Below are 12,180 nucleotides of genomic sequence, written 5' to 3' on the forward strand. Positions count from 1 at the left end.
GCAGCCGATGCCGAAAACGATTGTTGGATTGGTTCGCGGACAACGCACGATCATTGCCCTGGCGGCGCGACCCCAAACCCTATCACGTTTGGGTCAGCGAGATCATGTGCCAGCAGACTCAGGTCGCGACGGTCTTGCCATATTTCGAGCGATTCTTGCGTTCGTATCCCACGATCGCGGACTTGGCCGAGGCGGACGAAGCCGAATTGATGCGACAGTGGGAAGGCCTGGGGTACTATCGCCGGGCGCGTGGTCTGCATGCGGCGGCCAAAAAGATCGTCGCCGAACATGACGGCGTTTTCCCCGAAACGTTTGATGAAGTCTTGGCGTTGCCAGGTATCGGGCGTTATACGGCCGGGGCGATTTTGTCGATCGCTTGCGGCCAACGACATCCGATTTTGGAGGGCAACACGCAACGGGTTTTCAGCCGCTGGGTTGCACTGGAAGGATCGCCCAGCGAAACGCCCAATCAAAAGACGCTGTGGCAGATAGCCCAGGCGATGTTGCCGCCATCGGATCGTCCGCCGGGCCGTGACAGCGGCGCTTTCAACCAAGCCGCCATGGAATTGGGGGCGTTGGTTTGTAAGCCGAAAGACCCTGATTGCAACGTCTGCCCTGTGGGTTCGTTGTGCGCGGCGAAGCGGCTGGGCATGCAATCGCAGATTCCCGGCAAGGTGAAAAAGATCCAGTACGAAGACAAGACGGAATTTGCGCTAATCTTGTCCGACGGGGCGGGACGCTATCTGATGCGACCGATTCCCAGAGGCGGACGTTGGGCAGGCTTGTGGGATTTTCCCCGACCAGTGGATTCATCCATTGATAACGGCGAAGCGGCGACCCGTTGGTTGGCCGACCAACTAGGGTGCTCCCTGGCTTTGGGCCCCGAATTGGCGGCGATTCGTCATGCGGTGACGAAGTATCGGATCCGTCTATCGGTTCATCGTGTTTGTCCGAATGACGCAACCCTGCCCCAGCCTCCATCGCCTTGGACATGGTTGTCGGTTGGTGAAATGGGCCAAAAACCGCTGAGCGTGACCGGTCGCAAGATCGCAAAGATGCTGGACGCCGAAGGGTGACCCGGCGTCGGGCATGTTGGTTTTTGCAGTGTCTTTGCGGATCAGTAGAATAGAGGCCGGTTTCAGGGGCTCTCCAATCAAGATCACATTTCCCCGCCTATCTCCTGGTTCGACAAAAAGACGACCCACATGATTCGTTCTAGTTCTTGGTCCGATGTTTTTCGGCTATCCCATCATTTCAAGTTGGCCTGCGCTCTGGTCGCGTGCGGTTCGGTTGCGTCGACCGCTGCTGCGGAAAGCGTGACGCTGGGCGATCCCGAACTGACCGCCGGCATCCCCGGTGAAGGTTCTGTCAGCGTTGGCGAAATCAAACAGTGGCTTAGCAATCCGTCGGTGCACGAGGAATTGCAGGTCACGTTGCCCAAGGGATTGGACAAAGCCAAGGCGAACATCCACATCCCCGAAGACAACCCGATGACGCGGGCGAAAATCGAATTGGGACGCCAGCTTTATTTCGACCCGCGTTTGTCATCGGATTCAACGATCTCTTGTGCGTCATGTCACGCGCCGGATCAGGGCTACGGGGCCAACACACAGTTCGGCATTGGCGTGGATGACCAGGAAGGGAATCGGAATTCGCCGGTTTCTTACAACCGGATCGTTAGCACGCTGCAGTTTTGGGACGGACGCGCCGGGTCGCTGGAAGACCAAGCGGTCGGACCGATTGCCAATCCGATCGAAATGGGCAACACCCACGACTTTTGTGTCCAGACGCTTTCGGAGATCGAAGGCTATCGTGTCCAGTTTGAAAAGATCTTTGATGATGGTTTGACGATCGACAACGTTGGGAAAGCGATTGCGACGTTCGAGCGAGCGATCGTGACGGCGCCGGCACCCTACGACTACGCCCAAGCGGTCAAGTCGTTCGAAAAGGCATACGCGGACGACCTGGAATACTTGGACGAAGAACCTGAGTTGGAAGCGGAATACAATGCTTTGAAAAAAGCCGCCGCGGAACATCCGATGAGCGAATCAGCGTGGCGAGGAATGGAGCTGACGTTCGGCAAAGCCAACTGTACCGCGTGCCACGCCGGTGCGAACTTTAGTGATGAACAGTTCCACAACCTTGGCGTTGGGATGGATGCAGACGAACCCGATTTGGGACGATACGAGGTCACCAAAGAGGAGAAGGATCGTGGCGCATTCAAAACGCCGACCATGCGGAACGTCGCGCTTTCACCACCCTACATGCACGATGGAAGCCAAGCGACCTTGGAAGAAGTCGTTGAGTGGTACAACAAGGGCGGGCACCCCAATCCTTGGCTGAGCGACAAGATGAAACCATTGAACCTGACCGAGCAGGAGAAGGCCGACTTGGTCGCGTTCATGAAAGAGGGACTGACGTCGGAATTTCCTGATGTGCATCATGCACGTTTGCCCGAGTAAACGCGAAGCGATGATGCGGCGATTGGGCCGCGGGAATGTCTAGGCTGTTGGTATCTCCAGATCGTCCAACAGCTTTTTCGGCACACCGATACCGATGACTTCGACGACGCCGGTCCAACGATCGGCGTCGTTTTCGTTCATCCCTGCTTTGACGGCAACGAATGTCAGTGTTCTGTCCGCGACGAAAGCAATTGCATCATCGGACGTTTCTGCTTGGACGGCGGGCCAACCGGTGGGAACATCCATCGCGATGCGAACGGCGCCGGCGGCATTGGCCAGTGAGACGATTTCCCGAAACGGTGATCGCAGCGGTCCGCTGACCCCGGTCCCCAACAAGCAATCGACGATCACGTCGGCCGCATCCATGGCGGCTTCGATGTCTGGATCGTGCACGGACTTGACGAATGTGATCGGCATTTCCGATCGTGCGGCGATCCGCGCGTTGACGGCGGCATCCCCCGATAACTCATCCGGTGTCGCAGTGGCCAGCAAATGGACATCGCACCCGAGCAATTGCAGGTGCCTGGCAATCACATAGCCGTCACCGCCGTTATTGCCTTTGCCACACAGAACCAGCACGCTGGCACCGGGGTGCAACTGTGCAATACGCCGGGCGGCCGCTGATCCCGCGTTTTCCATCAGCACAAGTCCATTCATCGCGTAATGTTCCATGGCGACTTGGTCCACGCGACGCGATTGTTCGAAGGTGATCGTTTGTGGCATGACAGACTTGTCCTGGGCAAAAAGGTCCGGCGGAGCATCCAAGGTCGATTTTAACGCCCCGCAAAATAGGCCAGCCACTCACGCAATGCAGTCGTCGAATCCTTTAGGTTTTGAACCGTTGGGACCCAGTCATAAATTTCATAGTTGTCCAGTTCGCCCTGGCGATAGGCGACCGGCAACGGAGTGAACTTGAATCCCTGGGCCCGAGCTAAACGCATCGCACGGTTCAAATGAAACGCGCTAGTGATCAGTCCGATTCGTCCGTCGCCGGCTTGCGGAAAGGTCTCGGGCGGTTGGTCAAAGAACGCTTTCAAGTTTTGCATTTCTTCGACCGTATTCATTCCCGGAGATTCAAAGATCTTGTCGGCCGGAACGCCGGCGGATTCCAGCAAGATTCTACCGGTGGTCGATGGGGCTTCGGTCGTCACCGAGCTGCCGGTACAGATGATAGATTCGGTGCGACCTTGATGCCAAAACTGGGCCGCGGTGAAGATTCGTTCGCCGTCGGGGCCAAGTTCGAATCGGCCGTCGGGGCCGGTGGAGACGCTGCCGCCAAGAACGATGATGGTGCGAAAGGGTGGTGCGGCGGTCGATTCCAATTGCCCGTCGGCGGCATCTTCGATCGGCCATTCGACACTACGCATCAAACGGTCGCTGATTCGGCTGTTGCCCAGCAATCCGACCAGGGCGAAGAACAAACCAAACAACAGCATGCCACCAAAGCGTCCACGGCGGATTGACCATAGCGTCAGGAATCCGCCGATCGTCCAAGCCAATCCGACCGGCATGATCATTGAAGTGAATGTTCGCAGAGCCGCGGAGTATCCGTCGGCCCAAAACGCCAGCGCGATCAGGCATCCGGCGATGACGCCCAGCGTCAGTGCCGACGAAATAATGGGGCCGATCAAGCCGGGTGATGTTGATTCAGATTTCTTAAACATTGGTTGGGTTCAATTTGCATCCTGCGATTGCCAGACCTGGGCGGTCACATTCAGGGATCGACGCGTAGCCCCTATGGAAAACGTTGCACCGACGACGCACAATTGGGCACCGAAGTTGCACAGGATCGTGTGCCGGATTGTTGGCAGCACCGTCGGACAAGTCGGCGTCGATGGGGCGTCGGCGTGCAGTTTATAGCCGAGTGCACAGCACAGTTGGGAGACAAGTCAATGCGGTGGCGTGGTCGTCGTCAAAGTACAAATGTGGAAGACCGACGCTCGATGTCTGGACCGGCTGTGATGGGCGGCGGCATCGGTGTGGTTCTGATTGCCGTGGTGATCGCTCTGTTGGGCGGCAACCCGCAACAGTTTCTTCAGCAGGCCAACCAAGGCGCACCGCAAGGCGGCGGTGGTGAAGTTCAGCTGTCCGAGGCCGAGGTGGAAGCCGGCGAATTCGTCAAAACGATTTTTGCAGACACCGAAGAAGTTTGGGGCGATCTGTTCCGACGAGCCGGATACGAGTATCGACAGCCGACGCTGGTGTTGTTCAAGGACCGCGTGCAATCAGGCTGCGGGATGGCCAGCAGCGGAACCGGCCCGTTTTATTGCCCGGCCGACGAAAAGGTTTATCTGGACACATCCTTCTTTGACCAACTGTCGCGTCAATTGGGGGCTCCCGGTGATTTTGCCCAAGCTTATGTCGTCGCACATGAAGTGGGGCATCATGTGCAGAAACTTCTTGGCTACACCGACCTGGTCGACAAGAAACGGCAAACGTTGCCGGAGGTCCAGTACAACCGCTATTCGGTCGCTTTGGAATTACAGGCGGACTTCTTTGCCGGCGTCATGCTGCATCATGCCGACAAGAAGTGGAACACGATCGAACGCGGGGACGTGGAAGAAGGATTGAACGCCGCTCGCCGCATCGGTGACGATGCCCTGCAAATGGCCAGTCGCGGTTACGTTCAACCCGAATCTTTCAACCACGGCACCAGCGAACAGCGCATGAAATGGCTGTACCTGGGTTTGGAAACGGGCGACCTGTCCCAAGGCGATACGTTCACGGCGTTGGGGCTTGGGCGATAGCCCGATCACCCGGCGGCACGTCGTTCTTCGGCGGCGTTCAGCTTGTTGTAAAGCGTTTTCAGGCTGACACCCAATTCTTCGGCGGCGATTTTCTTGTCACCGCCGTGCCGCTGCAATGACCGCTGGATCGCGAGCATTTCCATTTCTTTTAGCGTCATCGGATCGGCTTCGCGGATTTCTTTCCGCAGTTGGCGTTCGCCAAACCGACTGGGCAAGTGCTCCGGTGTAATCGGCAGTTCGTCGCAAAGAATCGCCGCGTGCTCGATCACGTTCGCCAGTTCACGGACGTTGCCCGGCCAAGTGTGTGCGACCAACGCCGCCAGGGTTTCCGGAGCGAATAGTTTGCCGGAGACTCCATCGCTGCGGTGGCGACGCAACAGGTGTTCGGCCAAAACCGCGATGTCCTCGGTCCTTTGACGCAGCGGCGGAACGGTCAGTTCGAAGGTGTTGATGCGGAACATCAAGTCTTCGCGAAAAGTGCCTTCTTCCACCATCTGTTCCAGATTTCGGTGCGTCGCACAGATAATCCTGGCGTCGACTTGGACGGTTTGATTGTCGCCCAGACGCCGGATGTCGCCCGTTTCCAGGACCCGCAGCAACTTGGCTTGGACGGCCAACGGAAGTTCGCCAATTTCATCCAGGAAGACGGTGCCTCCGTGGGCGACTTCCAGCAATCCGGTTCGCGCGGCGTCGGCACCGGTGAAGGCACCGCGACAGTGACCGAACAGTTCGCTTTCGATCAAGTTTTCGGGTAGGGCGCCACAATTGATTGCGACCAACGGTTTGTCCGCACGCAGGCTGTTGGCGTGAACCGCACGGGCGACCAGTTCTTTGCCGCAACCGGTTTCACCACGGATCAGAACGGTGCTTTCGGTGGGGCCGACCTTTTCGATCAGCTTTTGAACCGACTGCATTGCGTTGCCCGATCCGACCAGTTGCGAATCGCCTTCGGCGCGGTGCAAACGATGTTGCAGCGCGGCCAATTGCCGTTTGATGTCACGGTGGGCGGCGACCCGCTCCAGCATTCGCGCGATATCGGCCAGCGGGCATGGTTTGGTCAGGTAGTCAAACGCGTGGCTGCGCAGGGCGGCGATGGCGGTTTCCTGGCTGGGTTTGCCCGTCATCACGACCGCGTCGATTTCGGGGCGCAACTCACGAGCCCGTTCGATGACTTCGATCCCCGTCATGCCCGGCATGTCGATGTCAACGATTAGACAATCGAAAGATTCTTTTTCCAGCGCCGCGACGGCCGTCAATCCATCGGGACAAACGGTGACGTTGTAACCGCGGCGGGTCAAAGCATCCCGCATCAAGGTTTGCAAATGAGTTTCATCGTCGGCGAACAAGATTCGCATCGATGAAGTCGCGCTGGATGTTTTGCTGGCGGAACGGGGTTTGGTTTTTTCGCTGGGCATCAGTGTTGCTTCGTTTATTCCGGCGTGGCCGACTGGTCGGTGGCGGCGGATGTTATGGTGTTGAATCCGGCAGCGTGGTCAGGCCGCCATGTTGACCGCCGGTGACAGCACCGTCGGTTCGGTCTCGTTTTCATTTTCGGTGGTCAGCGGCAGCGTGACTTCCAAGCGTGACCCTTGGCCTTCACCTTCACTGTGTGGCGTCAGCGATCCACCGTGCTGGGAAACGATTCGATAGGTGATGCTTAACCCCAACCCGGTGCCTTTCCCGTTTTGTCGCCGGGTAAAGAAGGGTTCGAACAGGTGCGTCATCACTTCGTCGCTCATCCCACACCCGTTGTCTTCGACGACAATTTTGGCATTCTGGTTTTCGGTGAACACCGAAACATCCACCGCACCATCGCTGTCAACTGATTCCAACGCGTTGGTGATCAAGTTCAAAACGACTTGGCGAATTTGATGCGAATTGACTTCGGCGATTGTCGGACCGGAATGGTGGGTGCGAATCGTCTTGTAGTGGTACTGACCGACTTTGCTGACCAATTCCACAACGTCGTCGACCAGTTTGGATAGGTCGGTTGATTCGCGTCGGACTTCGCTCATCCGGCTGAAATCCAACAGACGATCGGTGATGCCTTTACAGCGAAACGCTTCGCTTTGGATTTGTTTCAGCGTGCTACGCAACGAGTCGGCGGTTTCGCCGTGGATCGTCGGTTCGTCACTGTGGTCCAGGTCGGCCACTTGGGCTTCCAAGGACTCGGCGCCCCAAGCGATCGTCGTCAGCGGATTGTTGATTTCATGGGCGACGCCGGCGGCCAGGAATCCGACGCTGGCCAGTTGTTCGTTGCGAATCACTTCACGCGTACGATCGCGGACTTCGGTTTCCAGGTTTTGGCGAAGCTGTTCGCTGTGGTTATAGACCATGGAGAACTTGCTGCTCATCGCGTTCATCGCCGATGCCAGTTCGTCCAATTCGTCGTTGGTCCCCAAGCTGATTCGGTGACCAAAGGCGGCATGATTTGCCACCATGCGTGAACCTTCCAGCAGCGTGCGGAAGGGCTGAACGATGTAGGTCCAAAACAACCAAATCATCACCAACACCGTGGCGATGGCACCCAGCAACAAAAACCACGCGATCGCGATCCACGTGCGATAGCTGGATCGAACCTGGGACGTGAATCCGACCATCGATTCGCTCATCTCCACCGCATTGGTTTCGGTGGCGACGATCAGGTTGTCGTAGTGTTTGTCCAGCGTCTTGCGGTACTGGCGTGGATCGGTGGCGTGTTGATTGGTCAGCCGGATCGAATCCACGCATGTGACGATTTCGTCGACGTTATGGCTGGAATCGTAAATCAGCGACGAACGCAAATTGGGATCGCGCGAATCAAGCAGCACGCTGTACGATTCCAACGACCGTTCCAGCTGTTCCCAGGCGGCGTCGTATTCCTTGATGTAAACGTCACGCCAGTTTCCGGCAAACAGATTGCCTTCGTCGAAACTGATCGGCTCGATCATGCCGAATTCGGCTTCCGGCTGCATCAGCCGGTCGTTCTTTTCGTCCAGCGTCACCGCCAGGCGATGCAGATCGTTGGCCAGCCGCAGTTCCTTGCTGGTTTCCGCGACCACCCGTGCCAAACGGTCGTAGCGGTTCAGTCCGGAGATCCCGCTGTAAGCCAGGCAGCAAATGACACCCGTCAGCGTGACCAGTCCGGCCAATAGTTTTGTGCGAATCGATCGTCGTCGTAGCACGCGCCGGCCCTCCCTGCCCAGAAGCGTGAAACATCCTGAGTCACCAGGGTCGAGATTATCGCCGGGCCCGAAACGTCACAAGATCGATCTGGATCGCAGCACCTGCGACACGTCGGATTGCCCCAGATTCTGGCGGACGCCGAAATCAAGGAATCCCTGACGGCGTTGCCAACGCTGGGGGGAATCGCCTGTTTCGCGTTGCAGTGAGACTACAGCGGGAATTCTTCTTCCGCCGCCGCGTCGGCGTACAACGGCATGTGCCGGTAATAGACTTCCAGAATCATTGTGGCGAACGCGGTGCTTAGCAATCGGCCGCCTTCGACGGGGCCTTTGTGCGATTGTGAATTGGGGAAGTGCCAGCTGCCTTTGGCGCCGCGATCCTGCGACTGGGTCGATACCAACCAGTCCCGCAGAATCTCGTTGAACGCCTGCCATTCCGACCCGCCGTGATGACGCAGGACTTGGGCGGCGTAATAGTCGTAATAGATATTGTCACGACGGACGCCGATTCTGGCCAATTCCTGAACACCGGACTCCAGTCTTGGGTCGCCTTTCTGCCAGCCCGTGTACATCCGGCACAGCAGGCCGATCGCGGTACAGGCGGGACTGATCTTCAACTTCGTCGGGTCATCCATGCGGGGTGCCGGCGGTGCGACGTAGCCGTAGACCGCACCGTTCTTGCCTTGAACGCGGTTCAAATAACGCACCGATTCGCTGATCGATTGTGGCGGCACGACCAAGTGCCCCATGTAACCACTTTTCAAAGCCATCAATTGCCAGCCGACCACCGACGTGTCGCCCATCGGTGAATTGGGTTGGTACCGCCATCCGCCGTCGGGGCCTTGCGCCCAAACGATAAAGTTCAGGGCCGCTTGGGTCGGTTCGGCCAACGCCGGGTCCTGCGTCATCGCATAGGCTTCGGACAGGGCGATCGCCGCCAAACCGTGCGAATACATGCGTCCACCAGGTTCGGTGAAGTCCAGCATGTTGACGCCTTTGATTTTGCCTTTGCGGCCGTTCTTGATCAGGAACAGCAGCCCCTTGCGAACGACTTGTTGGTATTCGCCTTCGTAGTGCGTTTGTCCGGCACCCAGGAACGGCAGCAGCGCGAGCGCCGTCGCCGCGTTGTACGCACGCAAGTACTTCGGTTCGCCGATATTGCCGCACCGTCCACGGCAAACACTGGCGTGATTGAACGTCCATCCACCGTTCGGGGCTTGGTGCAGTGCCAACCATTTCAGTGCCGCGCTGACGGCGGCTTCGCTGCTGGGCGTCCCGCCGTATTTCCGCAGCATGTCTTCCCGCATGTCTTTGCCGCGGCTGCTTAGCGACTGGCTGGCCATCGACTGCAGCGACTGTAGCACGTCACCGGCCGGGGCCATGTTGGCGGCCAAATCGAAACTTTCGATCGGGACCGAGATCGCTTCGGTGGGAACGTCCAGAGCGATCGATTCGACCACTTGTTCGAATTCATTGAGCGCCGGCGGCGGGTCGGCGGATTCCTCCATCTCGGTCGACACATCCACGTCGACCTCCTCGATGACGAACTCTTTGATCTCTGGGCCCCGATCGTCGGTGACCGCTGCGGTCAAGACGTTGATGATCTTTTGCGGCTCGGTCATCGTCACCAAGCCCAACGCGACCAACAGGGCCACGTGAACGGCGGTGCTGACCAACCAGGCTGGTGTCGCGCGGATCAGGCCCAGCCAGCCGCCCTTGGACGTATCGTCCTCGTTCGTTTGGTCCACCAGCGATTCGGGGTGGACCAAATCTGCAACGATCACGTCGTCTTCGCCTCCGGTCAGCGCGGCCGATGGCAACGACGTCGATGGTGGTACGTAGCTGGATGGATAAGACGCCATGCGTTACATGTGCGAAGAACACGACAGGGGCCGGCCGAATGACCGAGCCCACGACCGAACGTTTTGAAAAGTGAAAAGCGGGGGATCGAATCGAAGCGGAACCGGTGGAACTCGAAGAGCTCGCCAAAATCGCAACGCCCGATCCAATCAGTCTAACCGAGATGCAATGCCCATCGGGTCGGAATCACCGCAGGAACACATTCGCCGCATGACGACCGACCGGTTACACCGATCCGATTGGTTGAATCCCGATCCAGGATGCCCCCGATCCATGATGACAACGGTTGGCGGCGGCACGAAGTACCCGCGGCGTTGACCTCGGATACGCGAAACACCCCCGATTTAGCGATCGCGATGGAGGCCACGCCAAACCCCGTGAAACGCCCCTATAAAACTGACCAGGGGTTCGGCATAATTCGATGTCTTTCCAGATTCCGCACCGCCGCAGAAAGCCCAACCCCCCATGCTGGAAGACAAAATCGGCGTCCAGGGCGTCACCTTTGATGACGTCTTGCTGGTCCCCCGCTACAGCGAAGTCGTTCCCGCCGAAGTCGATGTCAGCACGCGTCTGACCGACCGCATTGCGCTGCAAATCCCGATGGTGTCGTCGCCCATGGACACGGTCACCGAATCGGGAATGGCGATCGCCCTGGCCAAAGAAGGCGGCATCGGGGTCATCCACAAAAACCTCAGCGTCGTCGGCCAGACCGGTGAAGTGCTGAAGGTAAAGCGTTCGGCCAACGGCATCATCGTCGATCCGGTCACGATGGGGCCGGGCGAACAGGTCGGCAAAGCCGCCGAAACGATGGACAAGGCCAACGTGTCCGGCATCCCCATCGTGCATGACGACGGCACCTTGGCCGGGATTCTGACCCGCCGTGATTTGCGTTTCCTAGAAGACCCATCTCTCCCAGTCAGCGAAGTCATGACTCGTGAGAATTTGGTGACGGCTGTAGGGAATGTAACGCTTGAGGAAGCTGAGCGAATTTTAACGGCAAAAAGGGTCGAGAAACTTCTGCTGATTGACGAAGAAAGGAAACTAACGGGACTGATTACGATCCGCGACATCGACATGATGAAGCGATTCCCGCGGGCTTGCAAAGATCCGCAGGGTCGACTTCGCGTCGGAGCCGCCATCGGAGTGGGGGACCTGGATCGGGCCGAAAGCCTGATCGGAGTGGGCGTCGACTTTTTGGTCGTCGATTCCGCTCACGGGCATAGCCGAAACGTGATCGAGACCGTTCGCGAAATCAAACAACAAACCAATTGGGATATCGACGTGGTCGCCGGAAACGTGGCCACCGCCGATGGGACTCGCGATCTGATCGAAGCGGGTGCGGATGCCGTCAAAGTGGGCATCGGGCCGGGTTCGATCTGTACGACGCGGGTGATCAGCGGTGTCGGTGTCCCCCAGGTGACGGCGATCATGGATGCGGTCGGCGTTGCGGAACAAAACAACATTCCTGTCATCGCCGACGGAGGAATCCGTTTCAGCGGTGACGTGACCAAAGCGATCGCCGCGGGCGCAAGCACGGTCATGATCGGCAGCCTGTTTGCCGGTCTGGCCGAAAGTCCCGGCAAAACCATCCTTTACCAAGGCCGTACCTTCAAGGAGTACCGCGGCATGGGATCGATGGGGGCGATGGTCAAGGGAAGTAGCGATCGGTATCGCCAAAAAGGCACCGAGGCGGGCAAGTTGGTCCCCGAAGGTGTCGAAGGACGCGTGCCGTTCAAAGGACCGCTCAGCGATTACGTCTACCAATTGGTGGGCGGACTTCGTGCCGGCATGGGATATGTCGGAACCAGGACGATCGAGGAACTGCGACGGGACGCACGCTTCACGCGGGTGTCCGCAGCGACGGTGAGGGAGAACCACCCGCATGACATTGCCATCACGCAAGAAGCGCCCAACTACAGCCCCGACGTTCACTCGGACCAAAAGTAG

Annotated in this window: 9 protein-coding genes; 4 read left to right on the forward strand and 5 right to left on the reverse strand. The window is 58.2% G+C overall.

Annotated elements, in window-relative coordinates; genetic code table 11:
- Nucleotides 1–23: 23 nt before the first annotated feature.
- Entirely contained in the window at nt 24–1,076 is a 1,053-nt protein-coding gene (gene mutY / locus HFP54_RS14655; RefSeq protein WP_235951830.1) for an A/G-specific adenine glycosylase, read from the forward strand.
- Between the two features lie 129 nt (nt 1,077–1,205).
- On the forward strand, nt 1,206–2,462 hold the full coding sequence (locus HFP54_RS14660; protein ID WP_168565711.1) for a cytochrome-c peroxidase: 1,257 nt from the start codon (nt 1,206–1,208) through the stop codon (nt 2,460–2,462).
- Nucleotides 2,463–2,501: 39 nt separating this feature from the next.
- Here HFP54_RS14660 and HFP54_RS14665 read toward each other — a convergent pair whose 3' ends face one another.
- Together HFP54_RS14665 and HFP54_RS14670 are read right to left on the reverse strand one after the other, a co-directional pair.
- On the reverse strand, nt 2,502–3,185 hold the full coding sequence (locus tag HFP54_RS14665) for an NAD(P)H-hydrate epimerase (RefSeq protein ID WP_168565712.1): 684 nt from the start codon (nt 3,183–3,185) through the stop codon (nt 2,502–2,504).
- 50 nt (nt 3,186–3,235) lie between these two features.
- On the reverse strand, nt 3,236–4,126 hold the full coding sequence (locus HFP54_RS14670; protein WP_168565713.1) for a YdcF family protein: 891 nt from the start codon (nt 4,124–4,126) through the stop codon (nt 3,236–3,238).
- A 228-nt stretch (nt 4,127–4,354) separates the two neighbouring features.
- On the opposite strand from HFP54_RS14670, the gene ypfJ reads away from it, so the two are divergent.
- Complete coding sequence (ypfJ, locus tag HFP54_RS14675) at nt 4,355–5,209, forward strand: KPN_02809 family neutral zinc metallopeptidase (protein WP_146414313.1); 855 nt, start codon at nt 4,355–4,357, stop codon at nt 5,207–5,209.
- A gap of 5 nt (nt 5,210–5,214) precedes the next feature.
- On the opposite strand, the gene HFP54_RS14680 is transcribed toward ypfJ, so the two are convergent.
- The 3 genes from HFP54_RS14680 to HFP54_RS14690 form a co-directional block, all read right to left on the reverse strand.
- Entirely contained in the window at nt 5,215–6,564 is a 1,350-nt protein-coding gene (locus HFP54_RS14680; RefSeq protein ID WP_146414314.1) for a sigma-54-dependent transcriptional regulator, read from the reverse strand.
- Between the two features lie 138 nt (nt 6,565–6,702).
- The gene (locus HFP54_RS26205; RefSeq protein ID WP_168565714.1) at nt 6,703–8,373 is read right to left on the reverse strand and encodes a sensor histidine kinase; all 1,671 of its coding nucleotides are present in this window, start codon (nt 8,371–8,373) and stop codon (nt 6,703–6,705) included.
- Between the two features lie 209 nt (nt 8,374–8,582).
- Nucleotides 8,583–10,235 carry a prenyltransferase/squalene oxidase repeat-containing protein gene (locus HFP54_RS14690; RefSeq protein ID WP_235951832.1) on the reverse strand — a complete coding sequence of 551 codons (1,653 nt, stop codon included), beginning with the start codon at nt 10,233–10,235 and terminating at the stop codon, nt 8,583–8,585.
- A 463-nt stretch (nt 10,236–10,698) separates the two neighbouring features.
- On the opposite strand from HFP54_RS14690, the gene guaB reads away from it, so the two are divergent.
- Nucleotides 10,699–12,180 carry an IMP dehydrogenase gene (gene guaB, locus HFP54_RS14695; RefSeq protein ID WP_168565715.1) on the forward strand — a complete coding sequence of 494 codons (1,482 nt, stop codon included), beginning with the start codon at nt 10,699–10,701 and terminating at the stop codon, nt 12,178–12,180.

This window comes from Crateriforma spongiae (genome assembly GCF_012290005.1).
Classification (GTDB): domain Bacteria; phylum Planctomycetota; class Planctomycetia; order Pirellulales; family Pirellulaceae; genus Crateriforma; species Crateriforma spongiae.

Excerpts from the sequence above, each read along its gene's own strand:
- HFP54_RS14660 (WP_168565711.1), top strand. The coding sequence starts at position 1,206 with ATGATTCGTTCTAGTTCTTGGTCCGATGTTTTTCGGCTATCCCATCAT.
- HFP54_RS14665 (WP_168565712.1), bottom strand. The coding sequence starts at position 3,185 with ATGCCACAAACGATCACCTTCGAACAATCGCGTCGCGTGGACCAAGTC.
- HFP54_RS14670 (WP_168565713.1), bottom strand. The coding sequence starts at position 4,126 with ATGTTTAAGAAATCTGAATCAACATCACCCGGCTTGATCGGCCCCATT.
- ypfJ (WP_146414313.1), top strand. The coding sequence starts at position 4,355 with ATGCGGTGGCGTGGTCGTCGTCAAAGTACAAATGTGGAAGACCGACGC.
- HFP54_RS14680 (WP_146414314.1), bottom strand. The coding sequence starts at position 6,564 with ATGCGAATCTTGTTCGCCGACGATGAAACTCATTTGCAAACCTTGATG.
- HFP54_RS14690 (WP_235951832.1), bottom strand. The coding sequence starts at position 10,235 with ATGGCGTCTTATCCATCCAGCTACGTACCACCATCGACGTCGTTGCCA.
- guaB (WP_168565715.1), top strand. The coding sequence starts at position 10,699 with ATGCTGGAAGACAAAATCGGCGTCCAGGGCGTCACCTTTGATGACGTC.